Genomic DNA, 25319 nt, shown 5'->3' with positions numbered 1-25319 from the left:
GTGGGTATTCTGGACCCGATAATCGCACTTATGCCTACTATCGGCCCCCATAGCTATCGGGTTGCGCGAGTTGGGCGTAGTTGCGGATCAGTCAGGCACCAGTCAGATCGGTAATCCAGTGCCCGGACGTTTTATCTCGACTAGTTGGCGGATCGCTCGTTCCCGACGCACGTGCTCCCGGGATTTGGACCGTCTTGGTGGAGTATTAGAAAATGAACGCAACCCAACTTGAAGCTCTCGTTCTTGAGGCAGTTAGCAGGGTCCAGGCGGATGGGGCGCGCGAAGACGATCGGATCGAATTCAAACGAGATTGGCCCGACGATAAGAAAGCGCGGCAACTTGCCGGTGCCGCGAATCGGTCGAGAGGCGAATGGCTGGTCTATGTGATCGGGCTCGACGAGAAGGACGGTTCGATTCATTCGACCGCAACAGTCGATCCCGCCGACTGGTGGGCGCAAATGGAGTCCGCATTCGATGAGGCGGCGCCGGAACTCGTCCGACACCTGAACATTCACGTTTCGGAGTTCGACTCTGTGGTGGCGCTATTATTTCGGACAGATCGCACCCCATATGTGGTCAAGGTGCCGAACGGCGGGGCGGAACGAGAGGTTCCCATCCGGGTTGGCACTAGGACGAGGAGCGCGCATCGGCACGAACTGCTCCAGCTTCTGCTGCCTTCCGCTCCGGTGCCCATTCTCGACGCCTTGAGCGCTTCCCTGAGGTTGGGTAGGCCAAACTATCTTGGTCACGACTCAAATTCGATCGTACAGATGAGTCTGGATTGCCAGATCTACTTCGAGCACCTTGCGCCACATCCGGCATTCTTGCCTCGTCACCTTGCTCGCATAGCGATTCTTGGCGGCAATTTGAGGGATTGGACGGAAATCCATTATTCCAGGCCCACCAACGGTCCTGTAGTGAATTTCGGAGTTGCGATGCGCGCGGACGGCATAGAACTATCCGGCCCGGGGACCGCCAATATCGAAGCAACATGGACATTTCCCCGTGAACGGCTTAGTGAACTCGGGGAGGTGGACAGTTGGCGTCTTCGTTTGGAATTCGGAGTAGCAGGGACCTCCAGACCCGCGATTCTCGAGGTCGAGGCGCGCCACCGCACGGAGGAACTCGACGCTTCTCTCGCTGCCGACGGCCTATTCGCAACCGGCTACCTTTGGACCGCTCATCCATAAAGCCCAGGTTTTGGCAGGGGCTGGTGAGAGCGATGCCGCGCTGCCGATACCAAAGCCAAAGCCAAAATTTAGTCGTCAGGCACTTACGTATTGCATCGCGGTTCTAAGCTCTCGACCCGAGAGCATCGGGGTTGTGCATAAGGGTGTTGTTGGACTCCATGTCCACCTCGCCACAGATGAAGGAAATTGACCATGACGCCGACAAATGTCAGCCGCAAGACTACACAAAATGTCACCTGGGACCAGCTTAAATCGGCTATCCGAAAGACAGACCGTGACAGCTTGCTTATGCAGGCCGCAGCGGTGACAGCGAGATTCGCCAAGGGCGAGGATTTAGAAGAGTGGAAACCACTTGGGGTAACGCCCTGGACAGTCGCGGACGTGGCGCGCACGGCACTCGCGTTCGGGCGCCCCAACGTCCACCGTACGGACATGGCTACTCTGTTTCGACTTTGCAACATGAATGCCCTGCTGATCGACGAGGAGGGTGCGCCGAAGCAGAGTGGGGACAGTAGAAGGTCCGTCGAATCGCCCGAATCCCGGGAGGCATCTCGCAATCGACTAGCCCGCATCCTCGCCCGGGTATTTTTCGAACAGTTTCCTGGACAACGCTCGGTTCTTGCCGAGGTTGCAAGGTCGATCCTGCTTTTCGGCGCAGCCGTCGAGTTCCCTGATGATTTCTATCCGAAAGTGATGAAGCCGGGATGGTTCGAACACCTGACGGGTGGACTTACATTCGAGAACTACATCGAATCAGTGTTCCTTTTCTCCGTTATGGCGCAGCAGCAGCATGGTCAGGTCTCGATCGATGTACTGGACTCCCCGGCGTTCTTAGAGCTAGCAGATGTGTTCTCGCTTGAGGCTGCTCGGCGCGTCTACACAGAGCACCTAGTCACGACTGTCGAAGCGTTCAAGCAGGTCAACCGCGAATGGCAGGATCCATTGCCTTCCGCTGCCAAGAAATTTGCGTTCAATCCGCTTACAGACAAACCGTTCATCGAAGGAGTGGCGCCCACCTCGCTAGCGCCGTGGGTGCAAGCCATTATCGCGAAGGCGCTCCCGCCGTCGATTTACTTCTTGCCGCCGTCAGAACTTCGTAAATCCTTCGCTGACGAACTCGGACCCGTATTCCAGCATTACACCGGACGACAACTAGGACAGATCGTGGGGCCGCGTCACGTGCTCCAAGAGGTGCGATACAAATCGGGAAAGGACTCAATAGACTCCTGCGATTGGATATTGGACCTGCCCGACGTGCTCGTCCTCATCGAATGCAAGGCACGGCAGCCGATTGAGTCAGTCCGCACCGGCGGAGCGGACTGGTTGCGCTCCATCGAGGGGAGTATCGGGAAGGGTATTAGTCAGCTGAACCGCTCGAATGCCCACATCGAGCTAATCAGTGCGTTGCTTCCACAGCTCGACATCAGTAAGCCGCGAGTGGGCATCGTAATTACGCTCGAGCCGTTCTACCTAAATCAGAATTGGCTTATTCGTGAACGGCTGAAACAAGCTGACTTCCCAATCGGAGTGATCTCTATCGGAGAACTCGAGGCGCTTGTGCTCCTCAACTCAAAGGAGTTGGGACAGGCGTTACTCAGTGCCGCAACCGCCGCCGACGATAATGTCATGCTTCTGAATCCTGCACTTGACCAAACCAACGGCCGCGAGAATCCGCTCCTAGTCCAGACGTGGGAGTCTATCGGGCTCTTCGCGCGCATGGAGAAGAGTGGCGCAAGTTTCGGTCTTGGGCCCGAGGCGCGGTCGGACGAGCCATAGCCTATTGAGCGAATGAAGCGCCGATCGATTACTTTCGGTCGCGCTGGTTTTACCGGCCACTGGATAAGTCACCTGCCACCGCCTACGCAAGGAATGCGCCTGCGGTTGGGCTTTTGTCTTATGTGTCATTCCTACAGCAGGCCGGCTGAAGTTGGGCCTCCGCTTGGCGCACATATGCCTTGACGAATTTCGAGTCGGCAAACGACATCGCCCGGGCGTTAGCAGACACCATCCGCCGGGCGATGTCCTGGAGTCAACCGTCAGCCCAAAACGTTCAACTATAGACTTCAGCATTCTCAGCATCGACGAGCCACAATTCACTTGAGTCGCGCAGCATGGTCAGCGGCGTACAGAGGTCACTCGTTGCGGCTTTACATTGGTTGGAATGCTGAGCTGGCTGGATTCAGAGATACGGACGTAGAGGTCGAAGAGCCGCTTCTGACGGTCGATCAACGATGATTCCGGATTCAGGCCGAAAAGCGCGTCCGTGATGCTATCAAGGATGACATGAGCCTCCACGAGTTCCGAAGGCATGGTGAGGGGTGAATACAGGTAAGCCAAGCTCCTTCCAGAGTGAGCTGCTCTAGCCGACAAAATTCCAGCAGCGGCATCGCAGAGCGCGGCCCGCACCCCGACCGAAATTTCCGGCAGTGGGTAGCTGTTCCAAGTCAAGCGGCTCGAAAACCTTAGATCGGCCCGAAGTCGGCCTCCCACGGCCTTTTGCCACGTCATAAACATCCGAGAGCTAATCACAGCGAATAAGAATCCGTCCGGGTCTGGCGATGTGAAGTTTGCGTCTCCCGCGATGGTTAAGTTGTCCAAATACGCGACCGTCGCAAAATCCCGATTTTCACTGAAGTGTCGAGGAATGCACAAATAGCTCGTCGTCGGTTGCTTCACCCGATGGAACCTGTGGGATGAAGCGGCGTCTTTCCGAACATTCGCATCTTTTGCTTCGCTTCTAAAGGTGTGAACTGCCTCAATGTGGTTAGTCAGTAATGCACTTCCAGCGATAGCTGATTCGTCTCGGTCTGGCATCCAAATGCACCACCTGTCGGTGCCGTGAATCAATTCTCTGGCTCCGACGAACTTTCGAATGTACGGCGCGACCGATGTGTTTTTCAGCGCCGCCTCAGCATCTTCGGCAGTCAGGAAGAAACCCCCACCGTCCGCAGCCATCGAGCCGAACCGGATGTTGCTCGCTATTGAGGAGTTGAGCGGTTGAGACCTCTCATCGATGAACAGAGCTTCAGAAGCAACGAGGTAGCCGTTAATCGATTCGACTTCTCGCACTTCAACGGGCACTCCTCTGGCCGACTCGTATTCGAATAGGCGCGGTGCTGAGCCCTCTTTGTCGAAACCGACAATCACGCAGTGAACGCCGGCGGCACCGGTGGCTTCAGTCGTCCAGATAAAAGAGCGATGGGCAAAACGTATCCGCCAGCCGAGTGCGAGGAGGGGCCTGAACAAGGGCGCCACCACGACACCTTGAGATATCGAACTGGTTGCGACAAAAGCGAAGCGGCCCTTAGTTCCCTGCAAATATTCAGCCGCAACAATAAACCAGGACGTCACGAAATCCATCTCGCCTGAGTATTGATTGCCCCACACAGCAGCCATCTGTGCGGTTTGTTCTGCGCTTCGCTGCTCTTTTCCGAGAAACGGCGGGTTTCCGAATACGAAAGTGTTATCGGAACTGGGAAGGACGTCCTGCCACGACATAGTCAGCGCGTTGTGATGAACAATTGTTGGGGCAATCATGATTGGCAGGCGATCAGGGGCCAGCCCGAAGTCTTGTTGCATCCGTTGATTGGCAAGGTGATCAACGAGCAGCATCGCAGTCTCGGCAATCCTCGCGGGCCATTCCTCGAGTTCGATCCCGTAGAAATGATCGAGAGTGACTTTGATATCACCGGTAACGTCGAAACTAAGCTGACCGCGGCTCGCGATTGACTGGACGCCCGCAGCGATGTCGACCTCTCGAAGTTGCTTGAGAAGATCGAGTTCCAGCGCACGTAGCTCGCGGTAGGTGACGATCAAGAAGTTGCCGCAACCACACGCTGGGTCCAAGAACCGAAGGTCTCCAAGATCCTTATGCAATTTCAAGAGCTTCTTTTTGTCAGTCCAACTCTCTTCCAATCGCGAGCGATACTCGTCCAAGAAGAGCGGACCAATAGTCTTGAGAATGTCGCGTTCACTTGTGTAATGCTCGCCACCCCGCCGCCGGTCCTCTTTGTTTTTAACTGTTTGGAACATCGATCCGAATACAGCAGGGGAGATGATGCCCCAATCGAACTCACAAGCCGAGATCAAGGCGTCGCGGAAATTGCTGGTCAATTTCTCTATCGTCGATTCATCGGCGAATAGTCCTCCATTTATGTACCGGAACGGGACAAGCGGGCTCTCGGCATCTAGCGTGCGTTTTCTCTCGTCTGTGTCAAGAACTCTAAACAGCTCACTCAACTGGGCAGCAAGATTGGCATCATCAGTTTGCGTGGTTACGAAGTTGCCGAACATGTCCGGCGTCCACATCCCGGAGTCGTCGCCAAATAGAAGGAATAGCAGCCGTGCCAGGAGCAACGTAGCTTCGTGTTCGGTTGTGCCGGCAGATTCGAGTTCGTTGTAGAGCACTCCCATGAGGCGTGCAGCCTGAACTGATGCGACTTCCGCCTCGGCGTCAAACGCAATTCGGACTCTTTTGAGCAATTCGATGAGGGAAAGGTCTTCGTCGAAATCGATCGCGATCGCGTTTAACCGGTTGGCCATGTGCTGGTCTGGCAACCCCGCAGTGTATCTATGAACAAGCAGTTTTGCGTTAGCAGCGCCCATTTGTGCTTTTCGCGGCCAGCGCCACTCTTGATGAGTATCGTCAGCAAAAATAATCAACCGCTCGTGACTGTTTTGGCCAATTAACTCGTCTAGGACGCGCTGGACCCTACGCGCAGGAAGTTCGGGACAGAACCAGATTCTCAGACCTTTGTAGCCGGCGATTTGAGTCAGGTTGTATTCGATACCTTCGACATCGAAATGCATGTCTGCATGATCCGGGTTGTTCCATCCAAGCTCATCGATGAAGAGCCGTCGAAATGCTCGCCGATCAACGAGTTCGAGTAGCTGGGCGTCGCTCATGTGCGGACTCCCATGCTGCTGACGATTCGGACTGGATCGTTCCCACTGCGCGATTCGACTATCAGACGACCGTCGCGGTGCAGAGCGGCTACTCGTGAGGCGAGATCTTCGTCGCTTGTGCCGTTGCGCAGTGCCCTCCGTAGGCGGCGATCTGCCTCGCCGGTGAGTGCGTGTTGAAAGAGTGCGTCGAGCGCTGCGTCGGTGTCCGCGTCGTAGTGGAAGACGGTCTCCCCGAGTCGTCGCCATAGAGTGCGCCTCACACCTCGTAAACGGCCGGCCGCAGCGCTAGGTGTAGCGAGCGGTCCTCTGACTAGTTCACCGAGAAGCTCTTCGTGGTCAGGTCGATGCTCCAGCCCGGGTTCATTAGGTGTCGCTTCGAACGCGCGCAGCGCCTCAAGTCCGGTTAGAAGGCGGGGAGCTTCGTTTGGCGAGATCCAGCCGAAGCCGTCTGTACCCGCCTCGGTCCTGACATAGCAAAGCAAACCATCTTGAATGTCGGTGGCACGTTTGGTCCTAGTGGCGTCGACCAGGTCCGGGAGCGCGGCCACCTTCGCGGTGAGCTCGGGGTCGAGCGCCTCGGCGTTTCGCCAGTACTGGTACGCAAGGCTGGAAGCGTCGACATCCTCGGCTGACTCTGTGTCGTCAACTGTGCCGTTGTAGAGATCCGTGATCGTCTTTACCTCGTCGGTGCTGCCGAAAAACTGCTCGTCGGAACCGAAGGCTTCCGCGTTTGCCGTGAGCCGGTCTGCGATGCGCTGGCGGAGGGAAAGAACCGCGTCGACGGACTCGTGGAAGAACGAGTAGATGAGTACGTGGTCGGATTTCTGCCCGACCCGGTCGACTCGGCCGGCGCGTTGGATTAGTCGGATGATAGCCCAAGGCAAGTCGTAGTTGACGACGATATGGGCATCTTGAAGGTTCTGGCCTTCGCTAAGTACGTCGGTGGAAACGAGGACGCGGAGTTCTCCTCCACCGGAGTCAATCTCCATATTCGGGAGAGCATTCGAGATCGGGGAGAACCGGCGGGCCAATCCGGTGGGGTCGTCGCTGTCTCCGGAAGCGACGCCGACGGCAGGGATTCCCTCGGCGTGCAGCGCGGAGGCGATGTAGTTGGCGGTGTCTTTATATTCAGTGAAGACCAAGATCTTTTCGTTCGGGTGTTTTTCCTGCACGAGGTCGATCAGCGCGGCCAGTTTCGAGTCCACAGCGGGTGACCACGTGCCGTAGGAATCGAGGAGCCCTCGGAGCGCCTCTGTGTCTGCCGCGAGAGCTCCGGCAAGTGCGGGTGTGAAGAGTTCTGGGCGGACCCAGGAGACGCCTACGGGGTTTGCGGCTGTCAGAGCCTCGTACCGGCGGCTGGGGTCTTCGCCGAGGTGCTCGGCCGTGTCCAACTCGGATTCGGTGGGGTCGTTGTCGTCGAGGAGGTTGTTATCGACGATGGTGCCAGTCGGGATGGAGAGCCCTTGTTCGATAGCGTAGGCGAAGAGCTCGTTGCGAGCGATGTGCCGGCGGAGCGACAACGTGAACGAGTGCCCACAGGAGGAGAGGCGCTTGTAGAAGGTCGTTCGGACGAAGCCGGCGACGTTGCCGCGGCCGCGGGCGAGGTTCTCTACGTACTCCTTCTCGTGCTCGCTGAGGGTGATACCGCGGGCGAGGAACGCGCCCATGTCGTAGCGAGGCAGGGTGAGGTTTCGCAATGTGTCTAGGGTTTGGTCGTTGGCCATGATCGATGCCGGGTCGTTGGCGCCGAAGGAGTGCTCGATGGGTCGGGCCCGACGGACGGGGAACGTGAATCTAGTTCCGTCGGAAAACTCGAGATACTTGCTACCGTCCTCAGCCTCCAACGAGTAGTTGTTCTTAATGAACGAGCGAGTCCGTCTGACGAGGTGCTCGCCCATGAGCCGTTTCCAATCGTCGGGGTCGTCGGAGCGGCGGAATGCGGCGAGGGTGGTGATCTTGCCATCAACTTTGTCGTAGAGCTTGGGGTCGAGGCGGAGCGCGTTGGTCGGCGATATCCCGAGGTCTTCATCCTCGTCGATGTAGAGGGCCAGCTGGTTGGCGACATCGGTAAAGCGGAGGTTGTACGGTGTCGCCGTCAGCAGCAGGACGCGGCTATCGTTGCGCTGGATATAGTCCTGGATCGCGCGGTAGTCCTGCCGGGAATCGTTGCGCAGGGTGTGCGACTCATCGACAATGACGAACGCGTATCGGCGCAGGTCTGGGAGAACTGAGTGGGCCATGCTGTAGGGCACGACGCGACCGTGAAGGTCGTACGCCTCGAGGTGCTGCTCCCACATCGAGACAAGGTTCCGTGGACAGATGATGAGTGGCATGTAGCCGTGCTCATCGCGGAGCATCAGTGCGACGGCTATGCCGGTGAGCGTCTTACCTAGGCCTACGACGTCGCCCAGCATCGTCCCACGGCGGGTGATGATCCGGCGCGCGAGGGTTCGCACAGCGGTCGCCTGATATTCGAGGAGTTTCTCTTCGATTTCCGAGGGGACGGAGTACTCGGCGAGTCCTTCCCGGACGTCGCGGGAGAGGTCGTAACAGACTTTGAGGAAAATCTCGTAGGGCTTCCTGGGTTCCACTGTGGCCCATGATTCATCTAAAAGATCGAGGATCTCAGTGGTGACGGGTCTACTGAATCTGTCATCCCAGCGTGCGTCGAACCAGTTGGCAAGGTCTTTGGCTCCAGCGCTGTCGACGACGTCGACGTTTAGTTCGAGGTTATGGGTGAGCCCCGGCGCAGTCAGATTGGAGGAGCCAACATAGCCGGTAATGGGGTTTGTGACGTCTTGGCGGTGGAAGACGTAGGTCTTTCCGTGGAGCGGACGGCGCGTGAAGACCTTGATCTCAATCACACCGTCGGCCAGCAGCGTCCGCAGGGACCCCAGGGTCGCCCTGTCGGTCGATGTCGGCAGACCGCGCATGAGCTGCACCCTCAGTTGCTCGAGCAGCTGAGTCTTTCGCTCCCGGGCGATCGCCGGGTCGGCGTCAGGGCGGGGGAGGCCGTCGACAGACGCCTGGAGCTCCTCGAGCGCTTCATCCTGAGGTCCGGTGGCGACCATGCCGATGAGAATCCGTACTACAGGGGTGCCGACAAGAGGCTTGTCACGCACGAGCTCGTCGAAGATCTTCCAACCTCGAAGGTTGAAGTATCCAACTGCAACGTCCATTCGATCGAAAGCGGCGAATGTGAGCTGAAGCTGATCGCCCAGGCGCTCATCGATGTTGTCGAAGATTCGAGTCATAGGCTCATCTTCGCTCATCGAAGAAGATGATGCATGTTCGAGTAAGGCGTAGGTCTCCTCGTATCTTCCCCAGGCTGACGCTACCGTTCAGTCATGATCAACGACTATTTGACCGTTACTGAACTTGCGTCCCAGATGGGTATACACCCGAAGCGAATCCGGTCTTGGATGCGCAAGCACAATTGGAGGCATCCGGTCGAGAAGGGCTCTCCGTGGGTGCTCGCGGCGGAACAGGTCGCGGAAATCAGGTCTAAGTTCGCACATTCAGACAGCTCGGTACAGACCCGCGAGAACCCGCCGAAGGAGACCATTGTCGAACGCCCGTTCCTTGCTTTGAGCGTTGGCGAGTTGCTCTCTACATACAGCAACGTTCTATCTGAACTTAAGAATCGCGGAATGGTTCGCACCAACAATGCGCCGATAGGTGATCTCGCGGAGTATTGCGCGGCCGTTGTCTATGACGGACTGCTCGCGCCGAATTCGGAAAAGTCTTATGACTTGATTGCTGCCGATGGGGGCAAGGTGCAGGTGAAAGTCCGACTCATCCGGCCAACCACGAGTCCCTCGGCCGTCTTCTCGCCAGTACGATCGTTCGACTTCGACGTCTGTGCCTTCATTTTGATTGATAGCGATGCAGGGTCGGTCGTCGCAGCACGCGAGTGGAGTGCGGCTGATGTGCGCGCGCACGGGCGCCATCGCGAACATACCAACGGAACGGTGGTCCGTGTCGGCCAGATTCGAGCGTCAAGCACTTACGGAATCGATCGGACAGTCGACTTTGATCGCGCATGGCGCGAAATCTTGATTCAAGGTGCTGAGTAGGCGCGCGCGGTCACCTGTAGGTTGATTCGGAAATCGCATCACGGTGGATCTCTGCCAATAGGTAGATGAGGGTGTGACGCTGACCCTTCGAGTGCCAGGTTTGGACAATAAACCGAGAGCTCGACACTCTCCACAGAAGGTGGACCGGCTCAGGAGAAACGCGGCGGCGCGCACAGACTATTCAGAGAGCCATGCGTTCGCGGCGGTAGTTCAATCACGAGCATCTCTGCCGCAGCGAGCGACTATTTCGCGAAGAAATCAGCGGGCCTAGCGCGGTCACAGAAGGCAGACGATCCTTTGACGTAACGCGGGCCGCGGCTCTCTGCGTTGCCTTCGTATGCCAGAATTGAGAAATGTTTGGAACAGTTATCTGGGACGTTTTCGGGCGAGACGAGGCGGAAGAGGTTCGAGCCGCGATCGAGGACCTCGCTTCGCCGACCGACGGCATCGGATGGTCGAGCAGCGGGGTCTATGCGTTCTACGATCCAACATCGCAACGAGACGCGTCATCGAGTCATCCTTTGCGCTACCTTGGGCTCGCTACAGATTTAGCGACGAGATTTGCGCAGCACAACGGGATCATTCCAGTGAAGGATGGTTCTTCAAAGTTCTCAGACATCGACGCGTGGTTTCGTACGCACCCGCTTCTCGGGTATTCGGCCTTCGTCCAGTCGCCGCTACATCAAGCGAATATATCCAGAGTGAAAAAGACCTTCGGTTCGACAATCGTGGATTGGTCTAGCGAGTTCGACTATGACGTTGACGCCCGACGCTCCATCGCCCTGCTCGAAGGACAACTTATCGAGACCTCCGTTCTCGATCGTGGTGAGCTCCCGTCTTGGAACAAGATCGGTGGGAGCGTGGCCGGAAAGTCTCTGGCGCCAAGCGGCACCGGATCAGCCCTAATCAGTTTGCTGGAAGGGTCACACGACAACCTCTTCGTAGCCCGTCGTTCGATACGTGAGCTTTCAACCGACTCATCGGCATACTTTGATGAATCCGACACTCTTCATGTTGCGAGAATGCAAGCTCTGATGTTCGCCGGTCCGTCGGGTGCGACGGATAGCGACATCGTTGCACAACTCAGTAGGCTCGCAGAACCCGGGCACGTGTGGTCGGACGCAGTTGGGTCAAAGCGCACCGTCTCAATTCGGGATGACGGCTATCTAGAGTCGACAACGCGAGTAGTTCACCCTCTCTGAGAGCCTCGCGCTAATTTTTTGTGCAGCTCGACGAAGATGCAGCCTGGTGTCGCACCCATCGCCGGACTCGCTATTCGGTCGTTCGTCGCGAAAAAGACATCGTCCGCAAATGATTCTGACCGGGGCGGCTGTGCCGCGATAGTCATGATCCTTCGCCGCCCATCTCATCGGATGGACGGATCAGAAATTGCGTTTCCCAGTCCCGCGTCCGTCGGACGGGCGCGGCGACTGGCGCAGCCTCGAGCCACTGCCAATCCAGTGTCGCCAGTTCGAGCAGTCCTAGATTCCTCGTCTGGCCGTCCCGGCCCAGTGAGATGACTCGCTGCCCAGATGAAAGTGCTATCTCGTCTGCCGCGTGCATATGCCCGTGGAATAGCAATGTCGGGGAGATGGCCTTCCAGACCCCCGTTACCAGCGCACGTGACTGCCTCGAATAGTCAAGGGCATCCGGGCTGAAGCCCAACGGGTTGCGGTTCAGAATTGTTTCTGTCGCCGAGGTGCCGCCATCGATGGTCTCGTGGGTGAGCAGGACATCGGCCGAGCCGTCTCTGACTGCAAGGTCGACGTCCTTCTGTGTCGGCATCTCACGAGAGAACCAGTTCACTCCTGCCAGCCGCATTTCAAAGTCGACGGAAGCGGCTCCGCCGAACGACATGAACGTTCTGGTCCCAATGTCGAACCTGTAACCGCGGGGGAGCACCGCGACGATTGAACTGAGTGAAACCGGCACACCTGGCTGCGCCGCGAATGCGTTTTCGAGCCTGGCCCAGTCCTCGTGATTGCCCGGTGTGACGAGGACTCTCGAGATGCCGGCTTTGGCGCACCAATAGTCGACTGCTTCGAGGAACTTGCGGTCGCGCGCTCCGGTCCCAATCCCGAAGTCGCCGAGATGTAGGATTGTCTTCACGCCCGGGGCATCTCGAGCGATTGACGGGATGGCAATGCCGACCCAGTTGATATTCGAGTGCCAGTCGCCCGCGATGGCGACGTACGTCTCTTCGCTTGCGACGCCCATTCGTTGTGAGATCACCACCAATCGTCCGACTCAACGATCTGTCGGACCGCGGCAATGTCGCCGCCGTCGCATAGCCAAGCGACCGGTGTCTTACGCCCTTTGGCAATGAGACTCGACTGCGGGGTGCTCATGAACCCAGAGACGCTCTGCCATGGCCATCGCGGCAACACGACTTCGATGACCTCCGATAGTCCAGGGATGAGTTTCTCCGGCGACCCCACGTTGAACTGCCATGACGGAAAGCGCAGACGATCGGACACCTCTATTGCATACAGACGGTGTTCAACAATCGCAGCGCGCACTTCGATCTCGTCCCACTCCAAGTACCCGATTGTGTCCTCGAGCGACATCGTGGTTTGGATTTGCGACAACCAAGCTTCGGCTGCGCCCAGCTGCAGTGACCCCCGTTGAATTCCTTTTTGTGTCTCGGCCAGGGTTTCGGCTGTGAACTTTCCCGACTCAATGAGAAAGCGCACGTGGTGCTTAGTGAGTTCGCTCGGGGCGACCGGTTTCATCGCAGTGAGCATCTCCGTGAGAGCTCGTACTATGTACTCCGAGTCGCCACCGAGATGCTCGATGGCATCGCCGAACAAGCGCAGAGTCTCGCATGAAAGCTTCGAGCCGTGAGGATGATCGGTGCTGTTTGAAGCGTGCGGGGAACGGTTCATGAGCTGCACGCTAGCGGTTCTGCAGCCTCGCCGCTGGCGGACTGGATCACGCATCGAGGTCTCTCGACGTCTCGGCAGGTCGTCGTCTGCTCGTTTACGAGCATTGGTGATGGCGGAGGACGCTGGATCTTCGAATTCAATTCGAAGATCATTGTCAGATTCGGAATGCTGCTCAGCAGGAATACCCTGGCTCATCTGCATGCGCGCGCAATGCCGGCAAACAAGGCAAACAAGGCAAGACGAACAAGGCAAGAAAGGCTTGTCTTCTTTGGTCTGGAGCCGACGCGCGTGTTAGCGACAACCATGAGTCGCCCCGGTGTAATGCGAACTATCAAGGCGAATCGCGTCAAGCAGATCAATCTGCTAATCCGTCCTGCGCCTCGTGAAGCTTGCCAGTGGAGAGGGAGTCTCCGAACAATTCAGGATGTTCCAGTTTCCGCTTTCGCAGAGCAGGTGAAGTTGCCTCACGGGCTTCGACGTGTTCGCGCGACACCAGCGGCACTCCCAAACGTCGATTGCGTTCGTTGACCGACACCAGCCTGTCCGCGATGTCGTTGACGGGGCGAGGGGTCTCGAAGCTGCCGATCGTGCCGACCTCCTGGGATCTGGTGTGAGTAAGCAATATGGCCGAATCAGCGTCCTTTGTCAGTCGCGGAGCGTGAGGTGCCTCATCGCGAGCAAGAATCGGATTAGCATGGCTATCGCGAACGGCAGCTGGGTGGTCGTCTCGCTGAAGAGTAGACGTCTTGGGCTCGAATTTATTGAGACTGGGACTGGGATCCACTAGGCGAAGAACTCTTGGCTTGTGTACAGGCGCGATCGGCGCGAAGCTCGTCTGACGCGGACTGGATTCCCTCTCGGCAAGGGTCGCGGCCAGCTTGTCGTACGTGAACTCGGACGAAAGCGCTGAGGCTTTGCGGCGACGCATCCGGCGCTTTGGCGAGTACTCGTCTCGCATCTTGAAAGTGAAGCCTTTGGAAACGTCATCTAATCTGCTGCCGCGACGTTTATCGCTTTTGACTTTGAACTCATCGACAACGAGCTCGACACCGCGCGCACGGCAGGCTAAGCCGAACTGCGCTGTGAATACATCCATAGTCGGAGTTGGGGTTGCGCGAATAGATGCCAACGCGGCGTCCTTCGCCTCGGCGCAAATGTCTCCGAGCGACCGTTCGAATTGTGGAAGGTCGGGCCGTCTAGACACCCAGGAATCAGCCGGCGGCTTCGGTTTCGCTTGGAGCACGTTCATGCCTAAATCTCGCATCAGCTCATCGTTAGCTCGTTTCACTTGCCAGTGAACGCGGTAAGCACGCAGCGCCTTGCCCGTCGCGTTGTCGTGATTCAACACCTTTATGTGAGCGTGCGCTGCGCGCCCCTTTCCGTCCGCGTGCACGACGACAAGGCAAGGTGAATTCGGATGCATCTTTTTCGCCAGCAGGAATCCCGCGTCGCCGACGCGTTGCAGATCGGCAGGCTTGCTTGCGTCGAATTCGTCGGGGGAGAAAGAAAGAACATAGCTCTGCGCTTTGACTTTCCGGCCGTGCTGCTTGGCCAGATCGTTGCCTAGTGCGACGAACTCATTGATGCCCGGAGCATCGCAATAGAAGCCGGGTACGAGACGGTTTGTGCCAGAAGCAAGATGACCTTTCCTCTTCGTCCCGACACCGAGGACTAGGTACTCTGCGCTTGCACGGATGTCGTAGTCAGCCTTCACGTCGGTGATGCTCACGGCTGCCCCTTACCGCCGAGCAGGCTGATCGCCCGAACTACTTCTACGACAAGAGCTTCGATCACGGGAGTAAGCGCGCCCAAGTCGAAGTCACCCTGATGCGACGCACGCACGAGCTGGTTCAGGTTGACCCCGATGCGCTTCACTTCGATGCGTGCAGCGTCGATGATGGCGAGTTGGGCTGCAGTCAGCGTCGCCGCGGACAATGCAGGGCGATTTTGCTCAACGGGCGGCCTCCCCTCCAGTGCGTTCGCGGCATCGCAAGCTGCGCCCCGCACGAACGCCGAAGGTGCGAGCCCGTTGCGTCGCGCCACCCGCTCGACCATCGCAAGCTCGGACTCGCTGAATCGCGTGTCAATTCGATGGTGACGTGTCGCGGGTGCCATCTGTCTCGCAGCTGCACCACTCATGGAGACAGCTCGCATGTGGCAGCACTTGAACGGGCTGGATCCAAAGAAGGCAAGCAGACCATTCGTCCGACACCGCTTCGCTTGTCGGCCTCTCGGTCGCTTGCGAGGGGGAGGGCCTTGCCCTTCCCCTTCGAACCCCAAACCCGAGGCTCGGCTCCGTGCCCGGGCGCTGATGCGCCCGGGCACTCGCCTCGCGCGTAGCGCTCAACGCTCATCGCAGAGCACCCGCCGCTCCCTGCTCGCTGTGAATGGCGAATGATTCGACGTAGACGGTCGAATCACCAGGCTCGCCAACAACGGGGGAGCGGGGAGCGCGCCGAGCCCGCTCGGCGCGAACCGCGGCCTGGGCGCCGATCTGCGCTCGAGCCTGCACCCGCAACTCTTCGTAGGCTCCGGGATTCCGTTTACGCAACAGCTCAACTACCCGCAGGTCGAGGGCGAGCTGTTCCTTCCGTTCGCGCTCACGCAGACGGCGCAGCTTCTTCTGCGCGCTCACCTTGACTGCAGCAATCTCTTCTTCAATGGTGCTCATTATTTGCTCCTTTCTTCCGGTTACGAATCGCTGTCGCCGACGGCCAGACTGGGGCGGACCGCGCCGCGGTTGCTGCGGACGACGTGGTAGCCGAGGTTGTCCAAAGCCTCGCCGAACTTTGTCCGGCCCAGCACGTGCGCTTGGTGAATCCCTTCCTCCGCGGCCCAAGCCTGATAAGCCCCCAGCAGCTCGGTGGTTGTATCGCCGCCATTCGTTGGACTGTCGTTGCACTTCGCTTCCACAAACCGCCGAATGTCGTCCTGGGAATCCGCGTAGGCCTGTGTTGCCGACTCGACGCTCGCCGGTTCTCCCAGACCACCCGTCTGGTAGTCGAGAAGTCCTTCTACTGCCCAAGCGATCACCGCGTCGGCGGCTGCGGCAAGTTTTGACCCCAACAGCGGATCCTGCTGGTCCTTCGGAATCACCACCTCAAACGGAATCACCCGAACGCGTGCCCAGGTCGCTGGGTCATTCGCAGGAAGCTTCGGCAGGTAGTTCGTGATCATCAGGATGGTGAAGGCGGGGGTGAACTCGAACGGCGCACCATAGAGCTGGCGGGCAGTGATTCGGTCACCGCCCGTCATGCGCTTCATAAATGCTGCTGCGATCCGTGCGCGCTCATCCAGCTCAGAGGCAACCAGGAAGCGCACCCCCCGGAGCTTTGCAAGTCCCGGGGATGCGCCTTGAGCGTTGCTGCCGCGCTGAACTTCGAAGAGGCCGTCTTCGGCTACGGCCGCGTAGTCGCCGAGGGCATTCATGAGTGCGCCGTAAGCCACTCCCTTGCCGTTGCGACCGGTGCCAGTCGCAATAGTGAAGATGTGCTCGAGAATCTCGCCGACGAGCGTAAGTCCGCCGATCCGTTGAAAGAAGCCCCGCAGATCAGCGTCGGGCAGCACCGTTTTGAGGAAGCTGTCCCATTCCGTTGAACGCCCCGGATTCGCAGGATCGTAGGAGCCCTTTGTGATCTTCGTGATCAGGTCCGTCGGATCGTGGGGCCGCAGCTCTTTCGTCTTTAGATCGAGCGTGCCATTAGGCATGTTGAGGAGGTGAGGGTTTGCATCGAGCTGATCGATCGTCGCGGTCATGCCCTCGAGACGCGACGCGATGGTGAGTACGCCGGCGATTCCGCTCGCGCTCTCACACGCCTTCACGAGGTTTAACAGCGCCTTCGCTTCCTGAGCCAAGGATTCGCTGTTGCTAGCGCGAGCCGCTGCGGCCATGCCCTTCCCCTTGACCCTCATGCGGCGCAACGTCGACAGCAAAGCCGCCTGAGCCAATCCGGTGTCCGCGACCCATCGGGTCCCGTCGAATGACTTCCACCCCATGCCGATTACGTTCATAAGGCGCCCGTTGTGATCAGCGGCGAACTCGTGGGCAATCTGAGCCTGGTTCTGGTGCAGCTGCGCGAACCTGCTGTGAAGTTCGCTAATGGTGACCTGCTGGGTTAAACTTTTGTCGTTGTTCATGATCGTCTTTCGTGATGATTCAGCGGCCTCGGCGTCTTCAGCGCCGGGGCCTTTTTATTGGTCGAGTTGTGGGTGGCTGAATCGGTCTTTAAGGGACGGCGGCTTGCGTCGCCACGAAATCACGCAGCGCTGTCGGCAGAACGAGTGTTGTCTTCTCCTCCGCGTAGGCCACTACCACCCCGACCAGGCGGCTCGCTCGCCGCGAGGAGCTCGCAAGATGGGGCTCGCCCGTCAAGAGTTGTTCAGGGCGCATGGCTGCTGAATGACGAGGCGAAGAAGCGAGCTGCGCTCGGCTACCGGCGATCACTGTCGAAACGAATCCCAGTGACGTTTGTGACGTTCCTACCTTCGACTTTTCAAAACCAAAAAGTTGATCAATAAGAAGTAGAGAAGTTCGGGTATAGAACGTCACTAACGTCACTCGGCGGGGTGAGAAGCGCATCGGTCGCTGCAGGGGGCACCGAATATACTCCTGCGATTGAGCTGGCTTGTCACCCCCATCACCAGCGAGCATGCCCGCAGGCCGGAGGCCTGCGGAACTGAAGCTTTCTTGCGCGCCGAAGGCGTGCCGGTCGTACCAGGATGCTCGCGTCGTGCGCGATGCGGCGGTCATCGGGCGGCGCCGACCATGTGGTCAGCAAGGTAGCGATCGAGGTCGGCGATCCGATAGACGATTCTCGTCCGCGATCGCCCGAGCTTTGCGTAGGGAGGTCCCTCGCCGCGAACGCGCCAGTTGGCGAGCGTCTGCTGCGCTACGCCGATATATGCGGCGGCCGCGAGGCTGGGCAGGCCGGCAACCTGCGCGAGAGGCTGATCTATCGATGTGGAGCGGGGAATCCTACCGGGCATGGGTCAACCTCGAAAGCTAGTGCTTTCGAGGGACCGAATCCGCCGAGCCCATTAGCGGCTCTATGGCGGTCGTGCACCGGCGGTGCATGTCCACTCGTCGATTCCAGTGCTACCTGCTCACCAGATTCTTACCCTTATATTTTTTGGGCTGGCAGAAACGTACCACAGCATCTAATTGCGTACCGCAAGGTCCCGTGCGCGTTTGTTTTGAACCGCAATACAAACTACGTTCATCCCGTGACCACACAGCGTGCAGCGACGACCCGACTCGAACCGGGCCACCATTCGATCGACCGCGCAACTCCGCGCAAGCGTGGCGACCTATGGTTGCTTGATTGGTCCGTGCGCCTTCAGGCGGGCCCGCTGGTTACCAAACGTTCCCAAGGTGCGACGAAGGGCCAAGTCCGGCTGCGAGCCAAGCTTGCCGCAGACGAGCTGCTCGCTACTGGCGGCGGTACATGGAAGACCACTTCACTTCTTGGCGACTATCTCAAGCAGGTCTCCAGGCCGGCGATCAAAGACGCTCAATTGAGATCCAACAGCCGCGACCGCTATCTCATCGTGCTGAGCCAGCTGACGGGAGATTGCAAAGACCACAAGCATGCTCACTCGCTGAAGGCCCACTCCGTAAGCTCTGGGACGCGTTTTCGCGTGCTCGAGGGATGCCTTCGAGAGATCGCGCAGCTTCACGGTGCGGAGAGTGCCAAGCAAGCACGAACCGTGCTCTCGAAGTACGTGCTCCAGCAACTGATCCGTGACGAGCTCATTGCTGGAAACCCGCTGTCAGGAATGTCGATCGATCTCAAATCCAACGCTAAGCCGAACGTGTCCGCGCGGGGCGGACAGGCGCTGACAAGGAATCAGTACTACGCCGTGCTGGATTATCTACTCGCGGTCGACCCTACAGAGGGGCAGTCGAAGCCTCGGCGCGGCCGCTGGTCTCTCGATGACACGATCGCAAAGCGTCGCAACGTCATCGACCTCACGCTCCTGCAAGCCGCCACTGGGCTCAGGGTTTCGGAAGCGAACGCAATCACCTGGGCGCGTCACATGGAGATCGATGAGTCCGACGACATCCATGTGACCGTGACCGCTGACATCTCCAAGACGCACCGGCCGCGACGTGTTCCCGTTCTCGACGCGCGGGTCGCGGAGCGGCTCTTGACTCGTGAAGACTCTGTTCAAGATCGGGAGGCGTACGTAATTGGTTCGCCGGCTGACCCAGCAGCGCTTTGGGATCGTCGAAATTGCGGTGGTGAGGTGGCGAAGCTCTATGTAGAAATAGCCGATGCGCTCGACATCCCGTTACTACTCACCGCGCGAACACACGTATGGCGTTCGACGCTGAATTCAATGCTGCTTGGCAAGGTTTCTGAAGTGGTTCGCGCGGCCTACTTTGGTCACGATGCTGCGGTCAACCGCGCCTCGTACACGGACCTGACCGACACCTCTGAAATGCTCTCGGCAGCTCGCAGCCTGCGTGAGCGCGAGTAAATCGCACTCCGCTCAAGACTCCGTTCTAGAGTCAGTAAAGCGGGGTATGGCGAGGTATCCAGAGGGAGTAGCGAGCGGCTGATTTCGCTGATGTACGAGCAAAAACAGCGCCGTTGAGCTGTTGTTTCAGCAGTGACTGTTCATAATCCGTCGGTCACGGGTTCAAGTCCCGTCCGCCCTACTGGAACGACGGTCTGACCGGGGTTTCTTCCAGGTACCGGCCTTCGCCACCTCCAACCTTCCGCGCATGACGTATCCCCGTCCGGCACCGCCCATCCGAGGTCGGCCCAGCAAGAAGCACGGTCGGCCTCGGGTCGCGATCCGGGATGCGCCATTCGCACGTCGTCTCCGATGATCAGCAAATCTACCCACCGTTGTAACGAGTAGTAGCTCAGGACCCCATACCGAGGTGAGCTCCACCGGCGACATCAAGAGACACTCCGGTTATGTACCGGTTGCTCGGATCGGTGAGGAAGCTGATTGCGCTGGCGACTTCGGCCGGTTCGGCAAACCGCTGCATGGGCAACTGCGCCGCGCGAGCGTCACGTGCTGCCTGTGCAGAGCCGGACTGGTCGGCGAGCTGCGCCCATAGAGGTGTGTTCACCGGGCCCGGGTTGACGGCGTTGACGGAAATGCCAGCCGGTCCGAGGATTTTGGCCATGGACCACATGATGTGCAAGACGGCGACCTTGCTCGCGTTGTACGGCAGGTAATCAACTCGTGCTTCCTTGGCTGCGACCGAGGACAGCAGCAAGATTGTTCCCTTAGTGCCGCGGTCCCGCATGAGGTTCGCGACCTCGCGAGTAATGGTGAACGTCCCCGTTGCATTGATGCGCATGACGTTCTCGAATTCTTCGGTAGTGGTAACGAGCGGATCCGGGGTTCCGCCTAGTACCCCCGCGGAATGCACAAGGACGTCGATGCGGCCAAAATCCTCCACGACCTGACGGACCATATCGCTGGTCTGTTGCGCGTCGGTGACGTCTAGCTCGTAGAAGCCGGCGAGGTCCTGCCCGTCGAGGCGCGTCCGGTCCGCCCCGATAACGATGTCACCGCGCTCCTGCAGTGCAGCAACGACGGCCGTTCCGATTCCGCCGCTGGAGCCAGTGATTAGGGAAACCTGTTCCGTCGAAGGACTTACTGCACTGCTTTGCTGGACCATGTTCGTCCTTCCTGTTCCTCGGTGGGCAGGCCTGCTGCAGCGAGGATCTGGTCGAGTAGCTGTTGGGTTTTGACTGCTTCCCAGCCCGACGTGAGCGGTTGCTGCCGGTCTTGTACGCGGTCCAGGAAATGTCTGACGGCGTTCGCGAATCCGAAGGTCTCCGTTGCGGTGGCCCATCCGAACGCCTCGGGGCTCATCGAACGAACGGTCCGCACGCCGTCGGCCGTGATCGCGACGGTGTCGGGGGCGATGACCTCGGCGGACCGCATCTGGCCGTAGGCGTCGAGTTTCTCTCCCCAGGCGCCGGCTGCGCGGGCTGCGACGAGCAGACCCGTGTTTCCCGTGGAGAACCGGATGAGGGCGGCCGTGCCCTCCTCCTCCCACGGGTTCGTACCGGCCGCGGCGCTGGTGACGTCGACGACGTCCCCGCCGCAGAACCAGCGGAGCAGATCGACCATGTGGATGGCGTTCTCGAAGGTGGCCCGGTATTCGGTTCCCGCGCGGTTCTTCTGCGCGATGCAGAACGATGCCCCGGATGCTCCGAAGGCTTCGCGTGCCTCGACGTAGACGGGGGCGAACCGCCGGTTGAGCCCGACCATCAGAATCCGATCATTGTCGTCGGCCAGCTGTGCGAGGCGGATCGAGTCGGCGGTGGAGGTGGCCAAGGGCTTCTCGCAGAAGACGTCGACGCCGGCGCGGAGAGCGCTTTCGACGGCTGCGACGTGCTCGGAGCGTGGTGTGAGCACGAAGACGGCGTCGAGTTCTTCGGCGCCCAGCATGTCGTCGACTGTTCGGTAGACGCTGTCGAAGCCCCATCGGCGTTGGAGCGCGCTCGGGTCTTCCCGCCGCGAGACGAGGGCACGCAACGCGACGTCGTCGCGCTGTACCAGCGTCGGCAGCTGGGCGATGGTCGCGATGTTGCCGGCACCCACGACACCGACTCTCAGCGCTGTCACGAGACAACCTCGGCGTCCTGGCCGGTCGTGGTCGGTTCGAGCTGCGAGAGCAGGAGGCGAATGTGTTCGGCGCCGCGACGGAATCCGATCTCGGGGCGCTCCAGATCCTGGGGGTGCCATCGGTACTCGTATTCGAGAGAGAGCACGTCGTCGTAGCCGACCTCATGGAGACGCCGGAGCGCCTTGGCCCAGGGGATCGAGCCGTCGCCCACGACTCGAGAACTGACAGCGCGTTCGTCGGCGTGGACTCGTGCCGTCTCCGAGGCGATGAACGGCGCGTCGGGATCCTTGAAGACGAGGTCTTTGACGTGCACGTGGCCGATGAGGTCGCCCTGCACGTCGAAGGCGGCGTCGACGTCTTCATCGTGGGTGAAGGTGAGGTTGGCCTGGTCGTATAGAACCCGGACCGACCGCGAATCGACGGCCCGTACCAGCGCGGCGGTGTCGCGTGCGGTCTGCGTCATCGTTCCGAAGTGATTCTCCGCGCAGAGGATGACGCCGGCGGCTGAGGCCGGAACCGAGAGCTCCTCGAACGACCGTACGAGTTGCCCCCAGTGCGCGGCGTGGTCCGGGTTGTCCGGCTGCCAGGAGCCAGAGTAGACGCGGACGCGGTTCGCGCCGACGATGTGCGCGATGTCGATGGCGGACCTCAATTCGTCCACGGCTGCTCGGCGAACACTCTCGTCGGTGGAGTTGATGGCCGTCGTGTACGGGGTGAGCCCGATGATCGGAATGCCTTCACTGTCAGCGACGCGCGCCGCTGCTTCTGCTGCTGCACTGTCCCCAATGGGCAGACCGCTCGTGTAGTCGTTCTGGTAGATCACTTCGGCTGCGTCGAGGCCGGCGCGGGCGAAAAGCTGAAGGGCCCCGATCACGGTCTGGTCTGGGGTGCCGAGAGTGTGTCCTGCGATTCTCATGCGGTTGCCTCCGAAGGCTGAGTGGTCGATGTCATGTGCCAGTCGTGAGGCCCGACGAGGTGTGGGGGGTCGGCGACACGGGAGCGATCCACGAACTCGAGGATGAGCCCCCACGAGGTCCGGGCGTACACCCAGCGGTTGCCTGCTACAGCGGGGCTGTCCCCGGCGACTTCCTTGCGGGTGCCCAGGATGTCGATGCCGTCGAGTCCTGCGATGGTCGCGACGACGTCGTCGACGTCGTCGACGACGAAGCAAAGGTGGTGCCCTCCGGCGTCGCTCGCGCGGGGGAACACGGGAGAGCGGTCTGCGCTCCACCACTGGAAGAGTTCGACGTTGAGGTTGGGTGGAAGCCGGAACATCCGCAATTCCAGATGGGCGTCTTCGGGAACCCCGAAGTGCTCCGGCATGACGGCGGCGTCAGGACCGCGGGTCGATCGGTAGAGCTCCTCGGCCCCGAGGAGCTCTGTGAAGAGGCGGGCGGCGGCGTCGAGGTCGGGCACGGTGAAGGCCACGTGGTCCACATACTGCAGACCCGGTAGGTGGCGGGAATTCTGGTTCATGAGGCGAATTTCTGGGTGGAGGAGCGGATGAGGAGTGACGGCTCGAGGACGACGTGGTCGGGTGGCGCACCTGCGATGAGGGATTCGCCGAGCTCGATGGCGATGCGGCCGAGGTCGGCGATGGGCTGCCGCACGCTGGTGAGACGGGGGTTGAAATGGGCGCCGAGGTCGAGACCGTCGAACCCGATGACGGACACGTCGCCAGGAACGGTCAATCCGCGTGTCCCGAGCTCGGAGATGATTGCGAAAGCGATGAGGTCGTTGGAGGCGATGATCGCTGACGGACGAACAGACTCACTCAACAAGTGGTCGACGATCCCCGGACCCAGTTCGACCCCGGGCGCCGCTTCCAGGATGACGGGCAGGATCCCGTGGCGTTCGGCGGCGCGACCGTACGCGTCCCATCTGTCCTGCGCCGTATAGGTTCCCACGATCCCGGGGGCGTACGCGATCCTCCGGTGCCCCAGCTCAAAGAGATGGTCGACTGCGAGATCCACACCGTGTGCGCTGTCGACGGTGACAGTGGGGACTGACGGATCGTCTTCGACCCGGTCGATGACGACGACCCTGTTCTGGAACGCGTACCGACGGAGCGCCTCGAGATCTACGCGAGTGGATGGAGCGACGATGCCGAAGGGGGAGAACATGGAATGCATGGAAGTCACGTAGTCGGCGGTCTGCCCGGTATCGCCATCGGTGATGCACAGCATCAACTGATATCCGTGAGCTTCGGCCGCCGCCGTGGTCGTTCGTGCGAGCTCGGCGAAGAACGGGTTCGTGATATCGGGAACGATCAGGGGGACCAGATTGCTGGATCCACGTCGGAGCGCTTGTGCCAGCGGATTCATCGAGTAGCCCAGCTCGGCTGCGATGCGGAGCACGTGCTCTCTGGTCGCCGTCCGCACCGCGCTCGGCCTGGAGAACGCCCGGGACACGGTCGATCGGTGAACACCCGCCGCGTCCGCTACGTCATCGATGCTGATTTCAGCCATGAACGCGCGCCCCCGTTTGCTCCGTCGACCAGATGATCTTCATCGTCTCCATCAGTTCCGTCAATGTCGGCATGCCCGTGAACCCGCTAGACAGCGTGTCTGCGACGCCATCGACGAACACGTCGTAGAGAGGGTCGCTGTCCACCTCGAGGACTGCAGTGGTCGTCACGCCTGAGCGATCGGTGAAGGAGGCGCTGCCATTCGTGTCGACGGTCGCGAAACCGTTCGTTCCGGCAGCGGTAAAGCTGCAATACCGTTTCAGCGGTGAGTCGGGGAACGCATAGCCGACCTCGACGATGGCTTCGCGTCCCGTGGTGGTAGTCAGGATCATCGTGGCGTGATCGTCGACTCGCTCGTCATGGAGGGCGGTGGATTTCTTGCGGATGACCTCGGCGGGATGCCCGATGTGGCGGATGGCCATGTCGACGAAATGCGGACCGAGGTTCATGAGGCTGCCTCCACCCGAGAGGGCGGGGTCGAGCATCCACGGATTTCCGTTCTGCTCATACCGGTTGGGTGGGCCGGCCACGAAGGCCATCCGTTCGTAGACGATGTCTCCGGACCTGCGAAGCCAGGTGTCGATGGGGGCGTCTCGTTGTACGAGGGGGATGGTCGCCGGCACGCCCGCGGCGTGAGCCTCTCCTTCCAACGTCTTCAGCTGTTCGAGGCTCATGCCGCCGGGCTTCTCGATGACGAACGGGATGCCTCGGTCGATGAGATTCCGACCGACCTCGAGCATCTCGTGGTGAGGGCTGAAGACGAAAACCACGTCGATATCGTCATGTTCCAGGGCGTCATGAACGCTTGCGGTGGGGGTGATGCCGAGAGATTCAGCGAACCCGCGCACGGCATCAGGACGTTGGTCCTGCATAGCCAGCACCCGGAACCGGCGAGCTAGTCCGGCCCGATAGAGAAGTGCATGCCAATGCGATGCGCCCAGAACCACAGCAGTGGGCCGAGGGCCGGATGGGGGATGCGTCACGCTGCCGACTCCTCTGCTCTGAGTTGAACCCAGCCGCACCTGGCCTCGAATGAGATCGGTTGCTGAGATCGATTGCAAAAGACTCGCACACCGCTCGACGTCTGTCAAAGAGATCTCCGGTCGTCAGTCGTGGAGCCGGACTTGACACTCAACGCCAATCGTGTGATTCTCGGTAACAGCGTTACAGACGCACAGATCCACAATGGTGAGGAGA

20 protein-coding genes are annotated in these 25319 nt (G+C 59.7%); 5 read left to right on the top strand and 15 right to left on the bottom strand.

The genetic code is table 11. From position 1 onward, the window contains the following. The first annotated feature begins 212 nt into the window (after window positions 1–212). Together ABIE21_RS05415 and ABIE21_RS05410 are read left to right on the top strand one after the other, a co-directional pair. The gene (locus tag ABIE21_RS05415; protein WP_354023748.1) at window positions 213–1190 is read left to right on the top strand and encodes a hypothetical protein; all 978 of its coding nucleotides are present in this window, start codon (window positions 213–215) and stop codon (window positions 1188–1190) included. Window positions 1191–1382: 192 nt separating this feature from the next. Next, a complete protein-coding gene (locus ABIE21_RS05410; protein ID WP_354023747.1) occupies window positions 1383–2966 on the top strand; it encodes a hypothetical protein in 1584 nt (527 codons plus the stop codon). A gap of 339 nt (window positions 2967–3305) precedes the next feature. On the opposite strand, the gene ABIE21_RS05405 is transcribed toward ABIE21_RS05410, so the two are convergent. Together ABIE21_RS05405 and ABIE21_RS05400 are read right to left on the bottom strand one after the other, a co-directional pair. After that, window positions 3306–6095 (bottom strand): class I SAM-dependent DNA methyltransferase, encoded by a 2790-nt coding sequence (locus tag ABIE21_RS05405; RefSeq protein WP_354023746.1) that lies wholly within the window; start codon window positions 6093–6095, stop codon window positions 3306–3308. Then, window positions 6092–9349 carry a helicase-related protein gene (locus tag ABIE21_RS05400; protein WP_354023745.1) on the bottom strand — a complete coding sequence of 1086 codons (3258 nt, stop codon included), beginning with the start codon at window positions 9347–9349 and terminating at the stop codon, window positions 6092–6094. Before ABIE21_RS05400 ends, ABIE21_RS05405 begins: the two co-directional genes overlap by 4 nt. A gap of 93 nt (window positions 9350–9442) precedes the next feature. Between ABIE21_RS05400 and ABIE21_RS05395 the strand changes: the two genes are divergently transcribed. Then, the gene (locus tag ABIE21_RS05395) at window positions 9443–10171 is read left to right on the top strand and encodes a DUF6998 domain-containing protein (RefSeq protein WP_354023744.1); all 729 of its coding nucleotides are present in this window, start codon (window positions 9443–9445) and stop codon (window positions 10169–10171) included. A gap of 353 nt (window positions 10172–10524) precedes the next feature. Beyond that, entirely contained in the window at window positions 10525–11373 is an 849-nt protein-coding gene (locus tag ABIE21_RS05390) for a hypothetical protein (protein WP_354023743.1), read from the top strand. 142 nt (window positions 11374–11515) lie between these two features. On the opposite strand, the gene ABIE21_RS05385 is transcribed toward ABIE21_RS05390, so the two are convergent. The 7 genes from ABIE21_RS05385 to ABIE21_RS05355 form a co-directional block, all read right to left on the bottom strand. Further along, window positions 11516–12403 carry a metallophosphoesterase gene (locus ABIE21_RS05385; RefSeq protein WP_354023742.1) on the bottom strand — a complete coding sequence of 296 codons (888 nt, stop codon included), beginning with the start codon at window positions 12401–12403 and terminating at the stop codon, window positions 11516–11518. After that, complete coding sequence (locus tag ABIE21_RS05380; protein WP_354023741.1) at window positions 12400–13056, bottom strand: hypothetical protein; 657 nt, start codon at window positions 13054–13056, stop codon at window positions 12400–12402. The genes ABIE21_RS05385 and ABIE21_RS05380 overlap by 4 nt, the downstream gene beginning before the upstream one ends. 355 nt (window positions 13057–13411) lie before the next feature. Further along, complete coding sequence (locus tag ABIE21_RS05375; protein WP_354023740.1) at window positions 13412–14785, bottom strand: relaxase/mobilization nuclease domain-containing protein; 1374 nt, start codon at window positions 14783–14785, stop codon at window positions 13412–13414. Further along, the gene (locus tag ABIE21_RS05370) at window positions 14782–15171 is read right to left on the bottom strand and encodes a hypothetical protein (RefSeq protein WP_354023739.1); all 390 of its coding nucleotides are present in this window, start codon (window positions 15169–15171) and stop codon (window positions 14782–14784) included. The genes ABIE21_RS05375 and ABIE21_RS05370 overlap by 4 nt, the downstream gene beginning before the upstream one ends. Before the next feature lie 235 nt (window positions 15172–15406). Next, the gene (locus ABIE21_RS05365; RefSeq protein WP_354023738.1) at window positions 15407–15727 is read right to left on the bottom strand and encodes a hypothetical protein; all 321 of its coding nucleotides are present in this window, start codon (window positions 15725–15727) and stop codon (window positions 15407–15409) included. Between the two features lie 20 nt (window positions 15728–15747). Beyond that, window positions 15748–17193 (bottom strand): DNA primase family protein, encoded by a 1446-nt coding sequence (locus tag ABIE21_RS05360; protein ID WP_354023737.1) that lies wholly within the window; start codon window positions 17191–17193, stop codon window positions 15748–15750. A 609-nt stretch (window positions 17194–17802) separates the two neighbouring features. Next, entirely contained in the window at window positions 17803–18042 is a 240-nt protein-coding gene (locus ABIE21_RS05355) for a helix-turn-helix transcriptional regulator (protein ID WP_354023736.1), read from the bottom strand. 237 nt (window positions 18043–18279) lie between these two features. Between ABIE21_RS05355 and ABIE21_RS05350 the strand changes: the two genes are divergently transcribed. Continuing rightward, entirely contained in the window at window positions 18280–19536 is a 1257-nt protein-coding gene (locus tag ABIE21_RS05350) for a site-specific integrase (protein WP_354023735.1), read from the top strand. A gap of 391 nt (window positions 19537–19927) precedes the next feature. Here the strand turns inward: ABIE21_RS05350 and ABIE21_RS05345 are convergent, their stop codons facing one another. From ABIE21_RS05345 to ABIE21_RS05320, 6 genes are read right to left on the bottom strand one after another with little or no spacing between them, the layout of a single operon-like run. Then, entirely contained in the window at window positions 19928–20698 is a 771-nt protein-coding gene (locus tag ABIE21_RS05345; RefSeq protein ID WP_354023734.1) for an SDR family NAD(P)-dependent oxidoreductase, read from the bottom strand. Next, window positions 20674–21654, bottom strand: a complete 981-nt coding sequence (locus ABIE21_RS05340; RefSeq protein WP_354023733.1) for a Gfo/Idh/MocA family protein — start codon at window positions 21652–21654, stop codon at window positions 20674–20676. Before ABIE21_RS05340 ends, ABIE21_RS05345 begins: the two co-directional genes overlap by 25 nt. After that, a complete protein-coding gene (locus ABIE21_RS05335) occupies window positions 21651–22571 on the bottom strand; it encodes a sugar phosphate isomerase/epimerase family protein (RefSeq protein ID WP_354023732.1) in 921 nt (306 codons plus the stop codon). The genes ABIE21_RS05340 and ABIE21_RS05335 overlap by 4 nt, the downstream gene beginning before the upstream one ends. Beyond that, on the bottom strand, window positions 22568–23131 hold the full coding sequence (locus ABIE21_RS05330) for a VOC family protein (RefSeq protein ID WP_354023731.1): 564 nt from the start codon (window positions 23129–23131) through the stop codon (window positions 22568–22570). Before ABIE21_RS05330 ends, ABIE21_RS05335 begins: the two co-directional genes overlap by 4 nt. Next, complete coding sequence (locus tag ABIE21_RS05325; protein WP_354023730.1) at window positions 23128–24123, bottom strand: LacI family DNA-binding transcriptional regulator; 996 nt, start codon at window positions 24121–24123, stop codon at window positions 23128–23130. Before ABIE21_RS05325 ends, ABIE21_RS05330 begins: the two co-directional genes overlap by 4 nt. Continuing rightward, complete coding sequence (locus ABIE21_RS05320; RefSeq protein WP_354023729.1) at window positions 24116–25105, bottom strand: Gfo/Idh/MocA family protein; 990 nt, start codon at window positions 25103–25105, stop codon at window positions 24116–24118. The genes ABIE21_RS05325 and ABIE21_RS05320 overlap by 8 nt, the downstream gene beginning before the upstream one ends. Between the last annotated feature and the right edge of the window lie 214 nt (window positions 25106–25319).

This window comes from Conyzicola nivalis, assembly GCF_040548875.1.
GTDB classification, from domain to species: Bacteria; Actinomycetota; Actinomycetes; order Actinomycetales; family Microbacteriaceae; genus Conyzicola; species Conyzicola nivalis_A.
Note: the sequence above shows the minus strand (reverse complement) of the source record. Positions and strands in the feature narration are given on the sequence as shown.